This window comes from Miltoncostaea marina (assembly GCF_018141525.1).
Lineage (GTDB): Bacteria > Actinomycetota > Thermoleophilia > Miltoncostaeales > Miltoncostaeaceae > Miltoncostaea > Miltoncostaea marina.
Map to the genome: position 1 here is coordinate 1,422,297 of NZ_CP064655.1, position 18,346 is coordinate 1,440,642.

17 protein-coding genes are annotated in these 18,346 nt (G+C 77.1%); 4 read left to right on the top strand and 13 right to left on the bottom strand.

Annotation, left to right across the window (positions count from 1 at the left end; genetic code table 11):
* Window positions 1–23: 23 nt before the first annotated feature.
* Window positions 24–887 (top strand): DUF2510 domain-containing protein, encoded by an 864-nt coding sequence (locus ITJ85_RS07150; protein ID WP_217915666.1) that lies wholly within the window; start codon window positions 24–26, stop codon window positions 885–887.
* A gap of 72 nt (window positions 888–959) precedes the next feature.
* Here ITJ85_RS07150 and ITJ85_RS07155 read toward each other — a convergent pair whose 3' ends face one another.
* The 4 genes from ITJ85_RS07155 to ITJ85_RS07170 form a co-directional block, all read right to left on the bottom strand.
* Window positions 960–1,544, bottom strand: a complete 585-nt coding sequence (locus tag ITJ85_RS07155) for a hypothetical protein (protein ID WP_217915667.1) — start codon at window positions 1,542–1,544, stop codon at window positions 960–962.
* Window positions 1,545–1,579: 35 nt separating this feature from the next.
* Window positions 1,580–1,873 (bottom strand): hypothetical protein, encoded by a 294-nt coding sequence (locus tag ITJ85_RS07160; RefSeq protein WP_217915668.1) that lies wholly within the window; start codon window positions 1,871–1,873, stop codon window positions 1,580–1,582.
* Between the two features lie 93 nt (window positions 1,874–1,966).
* Window positions 1,967–5,242 (bottom strand): DNA polymerase III subunit alpha, encoded by a 3,276-nt coding sequence (locus ITJ85_RS07165; protein WP_217915669.1) that lies wholly within the window; start codon window positions 5,240–5,242, stop codon window positions 1,967–1,969.
* Window positions 5,243–5,320: 78 nt separating this feature from the next.
* Complete coding sequence (locus ITJ85_RS07170; RefSeq protein ID WP_217915670.1) at window positions 5,321–6,208, bottom strand: TolB family protein; 888 nt, start codon at window positions 6,206–6,208, stop codon at window positions 5,321–5,323.
* A gap of 187 nt (window positions 6,209–6,395) precedes the next feature.
* Here ITJ85_RS07170 and ITJ85_RS07175 point away from each other — a divergent pair, with 187 nt between their 5' ends.
* Window positions 6,396–7,535 carry an AI-2E family transporter gene (locus tag ITJ85_RS07175; RefSeq protein ID WP_217915671.1) on the top strand — a complete coding sequence of 380 codons (1,140 nt, stop codon included), beginning with the start codon at window positions 6,396–6,398 and terminating at the stop codon, window positions 7,533–7,535.
* 91 nt (window positions 7,536–7,626) lie between these two features.
* Window positions 7,627–8,457, top strand: a complete 831-nt coding sequence (locus tag ITJ85_RS07180; protein WP_217915672.1) for a class I SAM-dependent methyltransferase — start codon at window positions 7,627–7,629, stop codon at window positions 8,455–8,457.
* Window positions 8,458–8,476: 19 nt separating this feature from the next.
* Here the strand turns inward: ITJ85_RS07180 and ITJ85_RS07185 are convergent, their stop codons facing one another.
* Window positions 8,477–9,046 carry a DUF4389 domain-containing protein gene (locus tag ITJ85_RS07185; protein WP_217915673.1) on the bottom strand — a complete coding sequence of 190 codons (570 nt, stop codon included), beginning with the start codon at window positions 9,044–9,046 and terminating at the stop codon, window positions 8,477–8,479.
* Window positions 9,047–9,413: 367 nt separating this feature from the next.
* On the opposite strand from ITJ85_RS07185, the gene ITJ85_RS07190 reads away from it, so the two are divergent.
* Window positions 9,414–10,367 (top strand): N-acetylmuramoyl-L-alanine amidase family protein, encoded by a 954-nt coding sequence (locus tag ITJ85_RS07190; protein WP_217915674.1) that lies wholly within the window; start codon window positions 9,414–9,416, stop codon window positions 10,365–10,367.
* A 13-nt stretch (window positions 10,368–10,380) separates the two neighbouring features.
* On the opposite strand, the gene ITJ85_RS07195 is transcribed toward ITJ85_RS07190, so the two are convergent.
* From ITJ85_RS07195 to ITJ85_RS07230, 8 genes are all read right to left on the bottom strand, one after another.
* Window positions 10,381–10,632: a hypothetical protein gene (locus tag ITJ85_RS07195; RefSeq protein ID WP_217915675.1), complete on the bottom strand. Its 252-nt coding sequence runs from the start codon at window positions 10,630–10,632 to the stop codon at window positions 10,381–10,383.
* Window positions 10,629–11,813, bottom strand: a complete 1,185-nt coding sequence (locus ITJ85_RS07200) for a DNA polymerase Y family protein (RefSeq protein WP_217915676.1) — start codon at window positions 11,811–11,813, stop codon at window positions 10,629–10,631. Before ITJ85_RS07200 ends, ITJ85_RS07195 begins: the two co-directional genes overlap by 4 nt.
* 186 nt (window positions 11,814–11,999) lie before the next feature.
* Complete coding sequence (locus ITJ85_RS07205) at window positions 12,000–12,569, bottom strand: NADPH-dependent FMN reductase (RefSeq protein ID WP_217915677.1); 570 nt, start codon at window positions 12,567–12,569, stop codon at window positions 12,000–12,002.
* A gap of 85 nt (window positions 12,570–12,654) precedes the next feature.
* Entirely contained in the window at window positions 12,655–13,311 is a 657-nt protein-coding gene (locus tag ITJ85_RS07210; RefSeq protein ID WP_217915678.1) for a nitroreductase family protein, read from the bottom strand.
* A gap of 45 nt (window positions 13,312–13,356) precedes the next feature.
* Entirely contained in the window at window positions 13,357–13,767 is a 411-nt protein-coding gene (locus ITJ85_RS07215; RefSeq protein ID WP_217915679.1) for a peptide chain release factor-like protein, read from the bottom strand.
* A complete protein-coding gene (locus ITJ85_RS07220; RefSeq protein WP_217915680.1) occupies window positions 13,764–16,310 on the bottom strand; it encodes a DNA topoisomerase 3 in 2,547 nt (848 codons plus the stop codon). The genes ITJ85_RS07215 and ITJ85_RS07220 overlap by 4 nt, the downstream gene beginning before the upstream one ends.
* Before the next feature lie 79 nt (window positions 16,311–16,389).
* Window positions 16,390–17,421, bottom strand: a complete 1,032-nt coding sequence (locus ITJ85_RS07225; RefSeq protein ID WP_217915681.1) for a 6-phosphofructokinase — start codon at window positions 17,419–17,421, stop codon at window positions 16,390–16,392.
* Window positions 17,422–17,452: 31 nt separating this feature from the next.
* The gene (locus ITJ85_RS07230) at window positions 17,453–18,346 is read right to left on the bottom strand and encodes a phosphatase PAP2 family protein (protein WP_217915682.1); all 894 of its coding nucleotides are present in this window, start codon (window positions 18,344–18,346) and stop codon (window positions 17,453–17,455) included.

The following is an 18,346-nucleotide window of genomic DNA, read 5'->3' on the forward strand; positions in this document are numbered from 1 at the left end:
AGACCACGACCACGGGGGGGCGGATGGCGGCTGCGGCGGACTGGTACGCGGATCCGACGCGCGAGGGACGGCTGCGCTACTGGGACGGGACGCGCTGGACCGAGCACGTGAGCGAGGACGGCGGCACGGCCGTGGAGCCCGTCGCCGGGCTGCCGCCCGCGCCGCCGGCCGTCGCGGCACCGGCGGCGGCCGACCCGCCGCCCGCGCCCGGGGAGGGCGCCGCGCCCGGCGCCTACCCGCTCACCCTCGTCGGGCGCCTCGGGTTCGTCGTGGCCGCCGTCGGCGGCGTGCTGACCGGTACGACCAACGGCTCCACGGCCGTGGAGCAGGGCGAGCTGGGCCGCATCGAGGTCGCCGGCGGCGCCTGGATCGGCATCGTCGCCGCGTTCCTGTGCCTGGCCGCGGCGGCCGCGCCGTGGCCCTGGGCCCGCGTGACCGGCGTCGCCGTGTCCAGCACCTTCGCCCTGCTGGTGGCGTTCGCGGTCATCGGCTTCCGCACCTCCGACGACCTCTTCACGGGCCTCGACGTGAGCCTGGGCCCCGCCGGGTGGATGATGCTCGCCAGCTCGCTGCTGCTGTTCGCCGGCACGGCGATCGCGCTGTGGTTCCTGCGCGTGCCGGTCACGGCGCCGGCGCCCGAGGGGGTGGCCACGCCGGGGTCCGGCAAGTCGGTCGCCAGCCTCGTGCTCGGCATCGTCGGCGTGCTGGTCCCCGTGCTCGCCGCGCCCGCCATCGCGCTCGCCCTGTTCGCGTTCGACGACATCCGCGCCGCCGGCGGCCGGATGGGCGGCCGGGGCCTCGCCGTGGCCGGCCTCGTGCTCGGCATCGTCTCGCTGTCGCTGTGGGGGGTCGGGCTGACGCTCGGCATGCTGCTGGCGCAGCCCTGAGGCACCCCGCGGGGACGGGTGCCGCCCGTCACCGCGGGGTGCCACGGCGATCGCCGGGCCGGGTCGCCGGCCTCACCGGCGCTCCCGGCGCAACCGCACCCGCCGCGCCTCCACGAGCTGGCGCCAGTCGACGCGCACGAGCGCCCAGAGCACGGCGGCGACCGCCGTCACGCCGAGGAGCACCGACCACGGGCCGGCGGTGTCGCGGATGCGGTCGGCGAGCTCGTCGGCCGCCGAGCCGGCTAGCGCCACGCCGAGCGCGTACGTGACCAGCCGCCCGGCGAAGCAGGCCGAGGCCACGACCGGGAGCGCGACGCGCAGCACCCCGGCGGCGGTGTAGAGCGCGCCCGACGGCGGCGGCGAGAGCGCCAGGACGCCCCAGACCCCCGCCGTCGTGGCGCGGCCGTGGAGGTGGCGGGCGAGGTAGTCGACGTTCGCCCGCCCGCCGGCGCCCATCAGGCGCGGCCCCAGGGCGCGGGTCCAGACGGCGAGCGCCGTGCGGCCGGCGGTGGCCCCGGCGGCGCCGGCGAGCACCATCCCGGCCGGCTCGGCGTCGAGCTCGAGGCTGAGGTACGTGATCACCAGCCAGGAGGGCGGCCCCGGGAGGGGCGTGATCGTCAGCCCGATGACCACGCCCGCCGCGATCAGGTACGCCACGGGGGCAGGCTACCGGCGGCCCCGGGGCGGCGGGGTCAGCCGCCCTGCTCGAGCACCACCTCGTAGACGCCGTCGGCGCCGGTCGACTCCACGAGCTCGTCGGTGCGGCGCCGCTGCCCGGCGTAGTCGAACTCGCGCTGCGACCGCCGCAGGTCGTCGATGGAGCCGTCGAAGAAGCCGAACGAGACGATCTCGGCGGGGTCCTCCAGGCGGCGCACGGTGTAGGCGCGGACCCACCCGGGCGGCATGGCGTCCAGGCGCCAGGCGCGTTCGAAGTCGTCGAGCGAGACGCCGGCCCGCAGCCGGCGCACGGTGAGCGCACAGAGCATGGGGGGCTCCTGTCGCGGGGCGGCGCGCCGCGGGCGGCCGCCGTGGCATGGCGCCGGGATCGTCCCACGGCCGCGCCCCCCGCGCCAGCGCCCTCAGCGCCGGCCGTACCCGAAGTTCTGGCCCTCCGGGGCGGCGGCGCGCAGGCGGGCCATCTCGGCGGCCGCGCCGGCCGGCTCGAGGGCCTCCTCGGCCGGCGGCTCGATGCGCTCCAGGCGGGTGACCAGGACGTTGAGGTTGCGGTCGCGCCGCTCCAGCCGCCCCCGGACGAGCACCAGCGGGTCGGCGCGCACGACCGAGCGGTGGCGCTCGTAGACCTCCGGGCGCACGATGCAGTTGACCATCCCGGTCTCGTCCTCCAGCAGCAGGAAGACGATGCCGTTGGCCGTCGCCGGCCGCTGGCGGGCGACCACCATGCCCGCCACCGCCACACGGGTGCCGTCCGGCGTCGCGCGCAGGTCGGCCGCGGTCCGCGTGCCGGGCGGCAGACCGGGCCGCACGAGGGTGACGAGGTGCCAGCCGGTCGACAGGCCGGTCGTCTCGTAGTCGGTCACCGTGCGCTCGAAGCGGGTCAGCTCCGGCAGCGGCGGCGCGGGCCCGGCCGGGATCGGCAGCGCGAGCTGCACGCCCCCCGCCCCGGCGCGCGGCCGCGCGAGCACGCCGAGCTCCCAGAGCATCTCGCGGCGCGGGCGGCCGAGCACGTCGCACGCCCCCGACCGCACGAGCTGGGCGAGCTGCTCGCGGCGCAGGTCCGCCCGCGCGGCCAGGTCGGCCACGTCGCGGAAGCCCCCGCGTTGCTCGCGCTCGTCCACCAGCCGCTCGGCGGCCTCGCGGCGCACCTCGCGCACGTAGCCCAGGCCCACGCGCACGGCGCCGTCCTCCATCGCGCAGAGCGCGCCCGAGCGCGCGATGCACGGCGGCAGCACCCGCACGCCGCGCCGCTGCGCGTCGCGCACGAGGCTCGCGGGCGGGTAGAAGCCCATCGGCTGGGCGTTGAGCAGGGCCGCGAGGAACTCGGCCGGGTAGCGCCGCCGCAGCCAGGCGCTCTGGTAGGCGAGCACGGCGAACGCCGAGGAGTGCGCCTTGGGGAAGCCGAAGTTCGAGAAGCCGACGAGCTTCGTGAACACGGTGCGGATGGTCTCGTCGTCGACGCCGCGCGCGCGGGCGCCGTCGCGGAAGTCGCGCCACAGGTCCAGCATGGCCTCGCGGCTGCGCTTGCGGCTCATCGCCCGCCGCAGGGCCTCGGCCTGGCCGGGGGTGAAGCCGGCGAGCGCCATGGCGACCTCGAGCACCTGCTCCTGGAAGACCACCACCCCGAGCGTCTCGCGCAGCACGCCGGCCAGCAGCGGGTGGTCGTAGGGCACCTCGAACGACGGGTCGGCGCGCAGCGCCTTGCGGTGCGCCACGTAGGGGTGGACCGCGCCGCCGCTCACCGGCCCGGGGCGGATGAGCGCCACCTGGACGGTGAGGTCGTCGAGGTTCTCGGGGCGCGTCTGGAGCAGGCTCTGCATCTGGGCCCGGCTCTCGATCTGGAAGACGCCGACCGTGTCGGCGTCCTGGATCTCGTCGTAGACCTCGGGGTCGGAGAACCCGATGCGCGACAGGTCGACGCTCTCGCCGCGCGAGCGCGCCACCAGGTCGACGCACTCCTCGACGGCCGAGAGCATCCCCAGCCCGAGCAGGTCGATCTTCACGAAGCCGGCGTCGGCGCAGGAGTCCTTGTCCCACTGGCAGATCTGCCGGCCGGGGAAGGCCGCCGGCACGACCGGCACCAGCTCGACCAGCGGACGGGCGCTCACCACCATGCCGCCCGAGTGCTGCGACAGGTGCCGGGGCAGCCCGGCCGCCTCGCGCGCCAGGTACGCCAGCGCCCGCCAGCGCGGCGACGCGAGCTTGGCGGCGCCGTCGGGCAGCCGGACGATCTCCTCCTCCACCGCCCGCGCCGACGACCAGCCGTCGGACAGGCGCGCCAGGCGCTCGATGTCGGCCTCGGGCAGCGCCAGCGCGGCGCCGAGCTCGCGGATGGCCATGCGGATGCGGAAGGTGGGGAAGGCCGCCACCAGCGCCGCGTGCTGGTGGCCGTAGCGGCGGATCACCTCCTCGATGAGCCGCTCGCGCACGTCGCGCGGGAAGTCGAGGTCGATGTCGGGCACCGACGCCATGTCGCGGTTGAGGAAGCGGCCCAGGAAGAGCCCGTTCTCGACCGGGTCGATGTGCGACAGGCCGGTGAGGTAGCAGACGATCGAGCCGACCGACGACCCGCGCCCCCGCCCGGGCGGCAGCCAGCGGCGCGCCGAGCCCGCCGGGCGCACGGTCAGCGCGACCTCGCGGGCCAGCTCGAGGATGTCGCGGTGGAGCAGGAAGAACCCGGCCAGGTCGTGGTGGGCGATGAGGGCGAGCTCCTCGTCGAGCCGCCGCCGGGCCGCCGCCCGCCTGCGGGCGTTGGGGTAGCGCGCGCCGAGCTGGTGGACGCACAGGGCCGCGAGCGCCTCCTGCGCCGTCTGCCCGGGGTGCGACCCCGTGAAGTCGGGGAAGCGGTAGCCGAGGTCGCGGGTGAGGTCGAACTCCAGCCGCTCGGCGATGCGCACGCTCTGGGCGACCGCCTCGGGGTGGTCGGCGAAGCGGGCGGCCGTCTCCGCGGGCGGCCGCAGGACGGCCTGGCGGTTGCCGCGCCGATGCTCCTCCGAGCCGTCGAGCGTCAGCCGGTGGCGGATCGCGACGAAGGCGTCCTGCAGCAGCGCGCGCTCGGGGGCGTGCGCGTGCGGGTCGCCGGTGGCGACCGCCGGCACGCCGGCGGCCTCGGCCAGGCGGACGAGGTCCCGCGCCAGCCGCCGGTCGCCGCGGGTCATCGTGCGCTGGATCTCCACGTGCACGTTGCCGGGCCCGAAGTCGCGCGCCAGGTCGCGCACGGCCTGGAGGGCGGCCCGCCGCTCGCCCGCCGCGACCAGCCGCGGCACGAGGCCGTGGCGGGCGCAGCCGGTGAGGCACACGAGGCCCGCCGCGTGGGGGCCGAGCGCGTCGCGGTCGAGCGCGGGCGGTAGGGGGCGCCGGTCGGGCGGCGGCCGCGTGTCCCGGTGGGCGATCGTGACGAGCCGGCAGAGGTTGGCGTACCCGCGCGCGTCGGCCGCCAACAGCGTGAGATGCGAGCCGTCGCGCAGGGTGAGCTCGGCGCCCGTGATCGGGCGCACCCCGCACGCGCGCGCCGCGTGCGCGAACGCCAGCGAGCCGCACAGGCCGTCGTGGTCGGTGAGCGCGAGCGCGGCGTGGTCCATCCGCGCCGCCGCCTCGGCCATCTCCTCGGGGGCCGAGGCGCCGTCGAGGAAGCTGAAGGCCGAGTGGGCGTGGAGCTCGACGTAGGGGGTCCGGGCCATGGGGGAACGCATGTTCGTACCGGCCCGGCCCCGATGCAAGCGGGCGCGGCGCGATGCGACGCGGCCCCGCCCGGGGGCTCAGCGCGGCCCGCCCGCCTCCGGCCGCCACGCGGGCGCGTACATCCCCGCGTCCGGCCCCGAGCGCGTGATCCGCCGCGCCGGTCCGCCGGCCGCGGGGACCAGGTACAGATCCTGCCGGCCGTGGCGCACGGCGTACACCGCGATCCAGCGGCCGTCCGGCGACCACGCCGGGTCGAGCTCCGCCCACGGCGTGCGCGTCAGGCGGTACGCGCCCGTGCCGTCGGCGTCGACCAGGTACAGGTCGCCGTCGCGCGCCACGACGAGCCGGCGCCCGTCCGGCGACCAGCTCGGCGCCGCCCCGGCCGTCAGCGGGCGCGCCCGTCCGCCGGCCGCCGGGGCGATCAGCACGCGCGGCCGGCCGCGCGCGTCGTCGCGCGTGACCGCCAGGCGCCGTCCCTCGGGCGACCACGCGGGCGCGTAGGCGTCGCGCAGCAGCCGGCGCAGCCCCGTGCCGTCGGGGCGCACGACCCACACGGCCGACGAGCACCCGGTCGACTCGATGCGGCCGCCGTCGCCGGCGAACGCGATCAGGCGTCCGTCGGGGGACCACGCCGGGTCGAGCGCGAAACCGCCCGCGCGGGTGACGCGCACGATGCGGCGGCCGTCGGCCGTCACCGCATGGATCTCCCAGCGGCGGCCGCCGTCCGTGGTGCGCGAGAACGCGATCCGGCGCCCGTCGGGCGACCACGACGGCTCGCCGTCGATCCCCCGCCCGCCGGTGATCACCCGCACCGGCCCGCCCGCCGCAGCGACCCGGACCAGGTCGGCGTCGTCGCCGTGGCCGCGGACGGCGACGAGCGTCCCCGAGGCCGGGACGGCCTGCGCGGCCGGCGGGGCGGCGAGCGCGCCCGCGACGAGGAGGGCGGCGAGGGCGGCACGGGTCATGGGACGAGCGTCCTCCCGCCGGGCGGCGGGCGCGTCCGGTCCCCCCCGGTGGCGGCTGCGGGAAACCGGCACCTCCGGCGCATCGGCGGCCGCCGCGCCCCGGGCCGCACGGCGCGGGCCTGGCCGGCCGGTGCACGAGGGCGACGGGCGCGGGTGCGGGCGGCGTGGCCGTGGGTAGAGGAGCGGCATGCGCGAGGTCGCGCCGCCGTCCGAGGGCGAGAGCCTCTCCGAGGCCATCCGGCGCGCGCCCGCGCGCGAGGTGGTCGTGCGGCCGCTCACGATCGTCGTCCTGCTGGGCACGATCCTGCTCGTCGGCACGGTGGTCTGGGTGCTGCTCAGCGCCTGGCAGGTGGTCTCGTGGATCGTGATCGCCGCGTTCCTCGCCGTCGCCCTCATGCCGGCGGTCGACGCGCTCGAGCGGCGCGGGATGCCCAACGCCCCCGCGGTGACGGTCGTGGCCGTGCTCGCCCTCGGCGCGATGGGGCTGCTCGCCTGGGCCCTGATCCCGCCGCTCATCGCGCAGACCACCGAGCTCGTCCGCGCCGTGCCGGACGCCCTCGACGAGATGGCGCGCGGGCGGGGGCCGCTGGGGTTCCTCGAGCGCGAGTACGGCCTCGTCGAGCGGGCGCGCGAGGCGGCCGCCCAGACCGACGGCGCCACGGTGCTCGGCTTCACCTCGCCCGCCATCGGGTTGCTGCGCGGCCTCGTCACCGCGGTCGTCGGCGCGGTGACGGTCTTCTTCCTCACGATCTTCATGCTCCGCGACGGCCGCCGGCTGGTGGAGTCGGCGCTCGAGCTGGTGCCGCCGGCCACGCGCCCGCGGGTGGCCCGAGCGCTCGGCGGCGTCACCGTGACCATCCGCGGCTACGTGCAGGGGAACCTGCTGATCACGCTCATCGCGGGCGTGGTCGCCTGGGCGGTCCTGCGCGCGACCGGGGTGCCGTACGCGGTGCCGCTCGCCCTCGTGGTGGCAGTGCTCGACCTCATCCCGCTGGTGGGCGCGTCGCTCGCCACGGCGATCGTGGGCGCCGTCTCGCTCACGGAGGGCGTCTGGGCCGCGCTGATCGTCGTCGCGGTCCTCATCGTGTACCAGCAGATCGAGAACCACCTGCTCCAGCCGGTGATCTACGGGCGCACGGTGCAGCTGTCGCCGCTGGCGATCCTCATCGCGGTGCTGCTCGGCGCCGCGCTCGCCGGCATCGTGGGCGCGCTCGTCGCGATCCCGGTCGCCGGGTCGCTGCAGGTCGTGGTGCGCGAGGTGCTCGCCGCCCGCCGCGAGCGCGCCGCCGTCGCGGTCGTCGCCCCCGGGCCGCCGCCGGACGGGTAGCGGCGCCGCGGGCCGCCGTGGCGCCGGCCGCCGGGGGCTGGCCCCGCGACCCGCCCCGGCGCTACGCTCGGCCGGTCGTCGAGGAGGCGCGATGGGCGAGCCCGCGGAGAAGGCCGGCCTGCGGAACGCGTGGGGGCGGGTGGCCGACGCCTACGAGGACGCCTGGGCCGAGCGCACCGCCCACCTCACCGCCACCGGGCTGGACCTGCTGGCCGCCCCGGCGGGCGGGCGCGGGCTGGACGTGGCCTGCGGCCCGGGGCTGACGACCGTCGCCCTGGCGGAGCGGCTCGACGGCGGCGAGGCCCTCGGCGTGGACTTCGCGCCCGCGATGGTGGAGCGCGCGACCGCGCGCCACGGCGCCCGCCCCGGGGTGGCCTTCGCGGTGGACGACGCCGAGCGGCTCGGGCAGCCCGACGCCGCCTTCGACGTGGTCACGTGCAGCTTCGGGCTCATGTACTGCTACGACGCCACGGCGGCCGTCCGGCACATGGCCCGCGTCGTGCGCCCGGGCGGGCGGGTGCTCAACGTGGTGTGGGGCCGGGCGGCGCGGGTCTGGTTCGTGCCCGTGATCGAGCTCATCGAGAGCCGGGCGGAGTACTACTCGGCCGTCTGCCCGATGATGTTCTTCTACGGCCTGCCGGGCGTGCTGCCGCGGATGCTCGGCGAGGCCGGCCTCGAGCCCGTGGAGGCGCGGGCGCTCGACGCCCGCATGCGCTTCCCCGGCGTGGCCGACGCCGTGGAGACCGCGATCGCCGCGGGCCCGCTGTGGGGCCTGTTCGCCAACCGGCTGGACGCGCGCGCCCAGGCCGAGGTGCGGGAGGCGCTCGCGGCGCACGTCGAGTCGCTCGCCGAGCCGGACGGCGCCGGCATCGCGCTGCCCGCGGAGGCGGTCGTCGTGGTGGCCGGACGACCGGGCGGGTGACGGGCGGTCCGGCGGCCCCCTACGCCTCGACGTCGGTGGAGAAGCTCGGGTAGCGGTCGGTCAGCAGCAGCGCGTAGCCGTGCGTCTGCGCGGTGAAGCGGATGATCCAGGCCACGAGGTTGCGCAGCCCGAGGGGCATCGCGCCCGTGAACAGGCACGCGAACCAGGCGATGATGCCGAGCACCTCGAGCAGGTACCCGAGCACCTGCGCCACGATCAGCGCCGGGATCACGAGCACGATGCGAAAGCCCGTCTTCCACCGGTTCTGCGGCGCCGGCGGGGCGATCGCCAGGTCGGCGTCGTAGGGCCGGTCGCCGAGGAAGCCGGGGTAGGGGTCGGCCAGGAAGAACAGGTATCCCGACACCTGCGCGCTGTAGCGCAGGAACTGGGCGATGAAGTCGTGCAGCCCCTGGGGCGTCCTGCCGGCGAACAGGGTCGCGAACCAGCTCACGATCGCCGCCAGGGCCACCACGATGCCCCACAGCGCCAGCCAGATGGCGTGCGGGATGACGAGGATGATGCGGAACGCGACGGTCAGGCGCGTGCGCCGCAGGTCGTCGGTGACGTGGAGGCGGATGGGGTGGTCCATGCGGGCAGCCTACGGCCGCCTCCGGACGCACGTCGACACGCGCACGCACGTGAGAGAGCGCCGGTGCCCGCGGCGCTCTCTCTGTGTGCGATGCGCCCGGGTGCCCTCCGGGCGTCGCTGTGGCTCTGTCCAGCACCACATGCATCGGCGGGAGCGCGTGGCGTCCTGCTGATGCACAGAGGTATTGCCCATGCCCGGAGCTGCCGAAACGATGGAGGCGGACCGCGCGACCCGGCCTCGTTGGGCGGGGTGCCCCCCGGGGCTACGATGCGCGCGCTCCGCCCCCGCCACCGAACGAAGGGGACGTCCCATCCCGCGCCTCGCACGCCGCATCGCCCTCCTCGCAGCCGCGCTCGCCACCCTCGCCGTGCCCGCCGCGGCGTCCGCCGCGCTGCCCCGCGTCGCGGTCGATCCCGGCCACGGCGGCGCCGACACCGGCGCCGTGGGCCGCCTGCCCGCCGGCACGCCCACGGGGATGACGCCGCGGGCCGACGCGCAGGGCCGCACCGTGCTGTACGAGAAGGACGTCAACCTCGACATCGCCGTGCGGCTCGACGCCTGGCTGCGGGCGCGCGGGGCGCGGACCCTCATGACCCGCACGGGGGACCTCGCCGGCGGCGACCGGCCGTTCACCACCACCGGGGCGGACCTGAAGGCGCGGGTGGACATGGCCAACGAGGCCGGCGTGGAGCTGTTCGTGTCGGTGCACAACAACGCGCTCGGCGCCACCACCAGCGGCACCGAGACGTTCCACTACTACTACTCGAGCGCCGCGGCGCGGGTGCTGGCGAGCGACGTGCAGGCGGCCGTGGTGGCCGCGCTGGGCCTGCCGGACCGCGGGGTGAAGAGCGCCGGCTTCTACGTGCTGCGCCACACCCGCATGCCGGCGATCCTCGTGGAGGGCGGCTTCCTGACCAACCCGTCCGAGGCGCTGCTGCTGGCGAGCCCCGACGTGCGCCAGCGCATCGCGGAGGCGATCGGCCGCGGGGTCGAGCGCTACGCGGCCCGGGACGTCGTGGCGCCGCCGCGGCTGCCCGCCACCATCGGCCCCTGGAAGACCAAGCCCAAGCGGGTGCCGGCCGGCTACCGGCTGGTGAAGACCGGCCGCACGAACCCGGTGGGCCGCGGCGGCTGGCTCGCCGTGGTCGCGGGCTTCCGCCAGCCGGTCGTCACGCGCGCCCGCCCGGCGACGATCGGCCCGTGGTCGACGAGGCCCCGGAGCGTCCCGGCCGGCTACCGCCTGGTGAAGACCGGCCGCGCCAACCAGGTCGGCCGCGGCGGGTGGCTGGCCGTGCTGGGGGCGGGGGCGACCTCGCGCTGAGGCGGCCGGCGGGTCATCCCTGGACGAACCAGCGCCCGTCGGCGGCGTCGCGGTAGACCACGGTGAGCCGGCCGGGCTCGAGGACGAGCTCGAAGTAGTGGCGGTGGACCGGCCGGCCGGTCCACCAGAGGTCCTGCACCAGCCAGTCGTCGCGCACGGCCTCGACCCTGCGGCGACGGCCGCCGGCCTCCACCTGCGCCGGCAGGCCCCGCGCGTCCTGCACCACCCGCGCCGGGCGCGGGCCCCGCAGCGGCCGCAGGCTCACGGCTCGAGCGGCGCCAGCGCCCACCGCCGCTCGGGCAGGCGCGTCCACGGCTCGATCTCGACCACCCGCAGCAGCGCGTCGTCGCCCTGGGCGGCGCGCACCTGGCGCACGGCCTCGCCCGCCCGCGCCCTGCGCTCCTCGGCGGGGGAGGACACGGCCGTCAGCTGACGGCCGCCGAGCGAGCCGGAGGCGTCGCCGCCGATCCACAGCTCCGCGACCGGCCCGGTGACCTCGGCCAGGCGCGGCAGGGCGGCCACGGCGAGCCGGCCGGCGTCGGCCGTGGCCTCGCGGAGCGTCAGGTCACGCGCCCACGAGCCGCCGTCGGCCAGGCGCGCGCGCAGCGTCAGGGTGCGCAGCGCCGTCCCGCGCCCCTGCGCGGCGCCCGCCAGCTCGCCCAGCAGCAGCCGGGCGGCGGCCTCGAGCGCCGGCAGGGCGCCGACCGGCTCGGGGAAGGCGACCGACGCCCGCAGCGGGCGGGGCGGGGTGCGCGGGCGCAGGGCCCGCCCGGCCTCGCCGCGCGCCAGCCGCCAGGCCGTCAGGCCGGGGAAGCCCAGGCGGTCGAGCGCGGCCGCCCGCGGCAGCCCGGCCACCTGCCCGATCGTGCGCAGCCCCAGGTCGCGCAGCGCCGCCACGAGGCGCGGCTCGAGCGGCAGCCGGTCGACCGGCAGCGACGCGAGGAACGCGGCGACCTCGTCGTCCTCGAGCACCAGCGCCCGCCCCGGCGCGGCCTCGCGGGCGGCCTGCAGGGCGGCGAAGAGCGACGGGGCGGCGCCCACCCGGCCGTCGGCGCCCACGGGTAGCGCGGCCCGCACGCGACGCAGCACGCCGTCGAGGCCCCCGTGCAGGCGCAGCGTGCCGCGCGCGTCGAGCGCCGCCCCCTCGAGGCCGAACGGCTCCACCGCGAACCCCGATGCCTCGAGGCGCGCCATCGTGCGCTCGAAGGCCTCGGCCGCCGCGTCGGGGTCGGCCACCACGAGGTCGAGCCCGGGGCAGCGCGCGAGCGCCTCGCCCACCCGCAGGCCGGGCCGCACGCCCTGCGCCTCGGCGGCGGGGGTGCAGAGCCCGACCACCTGCGGGGCGCCCGGCGGCGGCCCGAGCGCGACCGGCGCGTCGAGCGGCCGCCGCGCGTTGAGCAGCGCGACGAGCAGGGGGAGCCGCGGGATGTGCACGGCGACGATCACCGAACACATGTTCGCGCATGGCCCGGACGCCCGCAAGGAGCCATGGCCTCGGTGCGCTCTCGGGGTGCATCGCCCCGCCGACGACGTCCGGGGCGGGCCGGGGCGCACCGATGACGACGACCGGACGGGCGCGCCAGGAGGGATGGGGCGGCGGCGGCGGGCCTCCAGGGGCTCCGGGGCGGCGTCCTAGTCCTGCGGCAGCACCGCGTGGACCCGGGTGATGAAGACGTGGAACTCGCTCACCCAGTCGCGCAGGAAGGCCTCCGTGCTGGGGTCGGTCACCTCGCCCGACTCCCCGATGAGCCCCGGCCGCATCTGGATGTAGGCCTCGGGGGAGGTCATCTGGGGCGCGTTGCAGAAGGCGAGCACGGCGCGCAGGCTCTGCTGGGCCACGGCCGTGCCGATCGCGCCCGGCGAGGCGCCGATCACGGCCGTCGGCTTGCGCGCGAACGAGTTCTGGCCCCAGGGCCTGCTGGCCCAGTCGATCGCGTTCTTGAGGGCGCCCGGGATGGAGCGGTTGTACTCGGGCGTGACGAACATGATCGCGTCGCTCGCGGCGATCGCGTCCTTCAGCGCACGGGCCTGCGGCGGGTAGTCCTCGTCGAGGTCGTGGTTGTAGAGCGGCAGGTCGGCGATCGGGATCTCGCGGAACTCGAGCTCCGCCGGCGCCAGGCGGATGAGCGCCCTCGAGAGCACCCGGTTGATCGACCGCCGCGAGAGGCTGCCGATGAAGTAGCCGACCGAGTACGTGGTCATGGCGTCCCGTCCCGTGTGGATGCGGCCGCCGGCCGCGGCCGCGCATACCGGGGCGTACCCGGGGCGCGGCCGCGGGAACCTCCCGCTACGCCCGGGGGCGCCCCCAGCGGTCGTCGTGCACCAGGGTGCGCCACGGCCGGCGCGCCGCCGCCAGGGCGGGCGGCAGCCCCGACGGGAACTCCTCGGGGTATCCGAGCGGCGTCACGAGGGGCGCCTCGAGCTCGTCGGGGATGCCCAGCAGCGCCCGGAACTCGGCCTCGACGAACCACTGGAAGACGGTGGGCACGGTGCCGAGGCCCTTGGCCCGGGCGGCCACCATGAGGTTCTCGAACATGAAGCCCACCGACACGATGTCGGCGTCGCGCTCGAAGGTCTCGTGGCCCTCCGGGTAGGAGTGGCGCGGCACGCGCAGCCCGACCAGCCAGACGGGCACCTGCGGGTAGGTGCCGAGCGCCTGGGCGGCGTAGCCGCGCGCCCACTCGGCGTGCTCCTCGGGCGTCGCGCCCTCGGCCGCCGGCCGCGCGATGCGGAAGTACTCGGCCCCGCCGCGCATGATCAGCTCCGCCAGCGCGGCGCGCGTCTGCGGCTCGCGCACGACGAGGATGCTCCAGGCCTGGGCCATGCCGCCCGTGGGCGCCAGCAGCGCCAGCCGCAGCAGCTCGTCGAGGTCCTCATCGGCCACGGGCCGGTCGGTGTAGCGCCGCACGCTGCGCCGCATGCGGATGGCCTCGAGCGCGTCCATCGGTCCTCCTCGGTCGGTCGACGACCGGACCCTACGCGCCGCGCGTCAGTCCTCGTCGGGCCGCCTGCGGGCGCTCTTGACCGCCGCCCGGCGGGCCTTCGCGGCCAGGCGCCGCTCGGCGGACGCCCGCGTGGGCCGGGTGGGCCGGCGGGGGGGCGGGGCGGGGGCGAGGGCCGCGGCGACCCGCCGCTCGAGGCGCGCCACCACCGCCGCGCGATTGCGCTCGCGCGAGCGCTCGGCCTGGCTCGTCATGCGCAGGGGCCGCTCGTCCAGGCGGAGGGCGCGCGCGAGGCGCGCCGCCGTGCGCTCGGGCAGCCCCTCCAGGTGCTCCCGGCGCAGCGTCAGCTCGGCGCGCGTCTCGGCGTGGTCGCGGCGCTGCCCGCCGGGGCCGGAGGAGCGCGACCAGTCCCACGAGCCCCGCTCGGCGAGCAGGGCGGCGACCCGCTCCGGCGTCACGCCGTGGGGGCGGCCACCTCCGTCGCCACCCCGCGCGCGGCCGCCGCGCGCGCCTCCTCGATGCGGGCGACCGCCTCCTCGCGGCTCACCTCGTGGCCCTTCTCGCGCTTCCACACCACGAAGCCGCAGCCCGGGTTCTTGCGGCTCTTCCAGCTCGTGCAGCCGTAGGCCCGGCTGTTCTCGACGATCTGGCCGCCGCACCCGGGGGTGGGGCAGTCCGCCAGCGGCTCCTTCGCGGCGGGGGGTGCCGCGTTGGTCTCGCCGCGGGCCACCATCCCGCGGGCGGTCTCGGCGTCGACCTCGCCCTTCTGGCCGCGGACCTTCTTCCAGATCACGTAGCCGCATCCGGGCTCCGAGCGGCTCTTCCAGCTCGTGCACCCGTACGAGCGGGTGCGCTCGATGATCTCGCCGCCGCAGCCCGGGGTCGGGCACGGCCCGATGACCTCGCGCTCCTCCTCGAGGTCCTTGCTCGACCGCCCGGCGGCGATGTGCTCCAGCGCCTGCTCGCGGGTGATCGTGCGGCCGTTCTGCTGCTTCCAGAGCGTGTAGCCGCAGCCCGGGTCGTCCTTGCCGTGGTACGAGTCGCAGCCGTAGCTCTTCGGGTACTCGACGATCTGGCCGCCGCAGCCCGGGGTGGGGCAGGGGGCGATCGGCGTGCGCTCCACGCGCAGGTCGCCGCGCTCCTTGTCGGCGAACCACTCCACCACCTCGCGGGTGAAGCCGTCGATCTCGCGGCGGAACTCCTCCGGGCGCTCCTCGCCGCGCTCGATGCGGTTGAGCCGCTGCTCCCAGCGCCCGGTGAGCTCGGGCGAGGTCAGCACGTGGTCGCCCAGCATCCGGATGAGGCCGACGCCCTTGTCGGTGGCGCGCAGCGCGCGGCCGTCGCGTTCGACGTAGCCGGCGTCGACCAGGCGCTCGATGGTGGCCGCGCGGGTCGCCGGCGTGCCGATGCCGGCGTCCTTCATCGCCTCGGCGGCCTCGTCGTCCTCCACCAGCTTGCCGGCGGTCTCCATGGCCCGCAGGAGCGTGCCCTCCGAGTACCGGGCGGGCGGCTTCGTGCGCTTGGCGACCGCCTCGGCGCGCTCGCAGGCGACCCGCTGGCCCACCTCGAGCGGCGGCAGCGACTGCTCGGCCTCGTCCTCCGCCCTGCCGGACGGCGCGGCGCCGTCCGCGCCGGCGGGCGCGTCGGCCGTCTCGCCGTACGCGGCGCGCCAGCCGGCCTCGATCATCACCTTGCCCCGGCTGCGGAACAGGTGCTCGCCCACGCGGGTCTCCACGACGGTGCGCTCGAAGCGCGCCGGCGGGTGGAAGACCGCCAGGAAGCGGCGCGCGACCATGTCGTAGACGCGGCGCTCGTCGCGGCTCAGGCCGGCCAGGTCGTGGTCGCCCTCGGTCGGGATGATCGCGTGGTGGTCCGTGACCTTCGTGTCGTTGACCACCCGGCCGAGCGGGAGCCGGTCGAGCCCCAGCACGTACCGGGCCGCGTCGGCGTACTCGCGCGCGGCCGCCCCCACGCCGCTCGCCACGCTCTTCAGCTGGCCCGCCATGTCGCCGGACAGGTAGCGGGAGTTGGTGCGCGGATAGGTGAGCAGCTTGTGCTGGTCGTACAGCGCCTGGGCGGCGCTCAGGGTGCGGCTGGCCGAGAAGCCGAAGCGCCCGTTGGCCTCGCGCTGAAGGGTCGTGAGGTCGTAGAGCAGGGGCGGCTGCTCGACGTGCGGCTTGGTCTCGAGCGACTCGATCACGCCCGGCTGCCCGGCCGCCGCGGCGGCGATGGCCTCGGCCGGCGCGGCCGCGGCCAGGCGCGTGGTGGAGCCCTCGTGCCACAGGCCCGGGTAGCGGCCGCCGCCCTCGGTCGCGAAGCCGGCCTCGACCTCCCAGTAGTCCTCGGGGACGAAGGCCTGGATCGCCAGGTCGCGGTTGACGATCAGGGCCAGGGTCGGCGTCTGCACGCGGCCCAGCGAGAGCACCTTGCGGATGGAGCCGGCCTTCGTGGTGGCCGCGCGGGTGGCGTTCATGCCCACCAGCCAGTCGGCCTCACTGCGGGCGCGGGCCGCGGCCTCGAGCGGGCGCATGGCCTCGTCGTCGCGCAGCGAGTCGAACGCCTCGCGGATGGCGCTCTGGGTCATGGAGCTGAACCAGGCGCGCTGGACGGGCTTCTCGCGCGCCGCCTTCGGCGCGGTCTCGAGGATGAGCTTGAAGATGAGCTCGCCCTCGCGCCCGGCGTCGCAGGCGTTGACGATGCGCTCCACGTCGGGCCGCTTCATCAGCGCGTGCAGCCCCTTGAGGGCCTTGCCGGCCCGGGCGTCGCGCGGCTGGTAGCGGAAGTGGTCGGGGAGGATCGGCAGGTCCTCGTACCGCCACTTCTTGTAGCGCTCGTCGTACTTGTCGGGGTCGACCTGCTCCACCAGGTGGCCCACGGCGAAGGCGACGATCGCGTCCGGGCCCTCCCAGTGGTCGCCCACGCGCTTGGCCTTCGAGCCGAGCAGCGCCTTGGCGACGTCCTGGGCGACGGACGGCTTCTCGCAGATGATCAGTGGCGGCATGGCGGCGGAGGGTAGCACCGGTCCCGCGGCGTCCGTCCACCCCCTGAGGGGCGCCGCCAGGGGCCGGCGGGACCGGGCCCTACGGGCCCGCGATCACCTGCGCGGTGGCCCGGTAGACGTCCTCCGGCACGGTCTTGAGCACGCTCACCGCGTCGGAGAGGGGGATGTCGGTGATGCGGCCGCCCTGCAGCGCGACCATCCGGCCGTAGCGGCGCTCCGCCGCCAGCGTGGCGGCCTGCGCGCCGTAGCGGGTGGCCAGCACGCGGTCGTAGGCGATCGGCGTGCCGCCGCGCTGCACGTGGCCCAGCACCACCGGGCGCGCCTCGGCGCCGGTGCGCTCGGAGATGAGCTCGGCGAGGCGCTCGCCGACGCTCTGCTTGGCGAGCTGCACGTGCCCGAACTCGTCGACCTCGCCGCCGGCGTCCTCGTCGCCCAGCACGACGCCCTCGCTGACGACCACGATCGCGTAGCGGCGCCCGCGCTCGCGGCGCTCGGTGACCCGCCGGCAGACCTCGGCCACGTCGGGCCGCTGCTCCGGGATCAGGATCACGTGCGCGCCGCCGGCCGTGCCGGCCTCGAGGGCGATCCACCCGGCGTGGCGGCCCATCACCTCGACCACGATCACGCGGTCGTGCGACTCGGCCGTGGTGTGGAGGCGGTCGATCGCGTCGCTGGCGATCTGCACCGCGGTCCAGAAGCCGAACGTGTAGTCGGTGCCGGACAGGTCGTTGTCGATCGTCTTCGGCACGCCGATCACGTTGAGGCCGTGCTCGTCGTGCAGGCGCCGCGCCACCCCGAGCGTGTCCTCGCCGCCGATGGCGATCAGGGCGTCGAGGCCCAGGTCGGCGAAGGCCCGGACGCAGCGCTCGCCGCCGTCGGGGTCCTTGAACGGGTTTGTGCGGGAGCTGCCCAGGATCGTGCCGCCGCGCGTCAGGATCGGTCCGACGACGTCGCGGTCGAGCGGCTGGGTGTCGCGCTGCAGCAGCCCGCGCCAGCCGCCGTGCAGGCCGACGTGCTCGTGGCCGTGCTGCAGGCCCACCCGCACCGCCGCCCGGATGACGGCGTTCAGGCCGGGGCAGTCGCCTCCTCCGGTGAGCATTCCGATTCGCATGCGGCGAACACTACCCGCAGGCGCGGGGGTCTCACGCACCGCGCGCCGGCCGCCGGCTGGCCGGGCCGGCCGGCACGCGCCCCAGCAGTCGCGTCAGCGCGCCGACCAGCAGGGCGCCGGTCGCGGCGCACAGGATGCCCGCCAGCGTGAGGGCGGTGCGGTCGTCTGCCACGCGCAGGAGGTCGGCCCGCCGCCCGAGCGCGACGGCCACGACCACCCCGAAGGCCAGGCCGAGCGCCGCGGCCAGGCGGCCGCCCGCGCGGGCCCGGCGGGCGTCGCCACCGGCCGCGACGCCCGCGCGCCCGGCCAGCGCCAGCGCGGCCGCCACGAGGGCCGCCCACGCCACGGCCACCCCGTACGCGCCGAGCACCTCGCTGGGCCGGTGCCAGCCGAGCGCCACCACCGCGAAGCCGACGGCGATCGCGTAGGCCCAGCCCACGAGCGCGGAGCTCGCCCGCAAGAAGGGCGGGCTCACCAGCACGAGCGCGGTCGCGAGCGACATCGCGACCGTCGCGTGGCCGCTCGGGAACGCCCCGGGGTCGCCGCCGGTCCCCGCGACGAGGTCGGGCCGGTCGACCCGCGCCTTGACGAGCTGGGTGGTGACGTTGGCGCCCAGCACCGCGACCCCCGCCCCGGCCGCCAGCAGGGGCCGGCCGCGCATGAGGGCGATGAGCATGATGCCGAGCCCGAGCAGGGCCAGCGAGGCGACGCTGATGGTGTCGAGCAGCCGCTGCGTGGCCTCGGCGGCGGCCGCGTCGCCGACCGGCGCGCCGACGCGGGCGGCGCGGTCGTCCCAGCGCTGCCCGGCCGCCGTGCCGACGGCGATCCGATGGACGCCGACGGTGCCGACGGCCGCCGCCGCGGCGAGGCCGGCGAGGGCGGCCGCCGCGCCGCGCCGGGTGGGGGTGCGCCCGCGGGGTGCCAT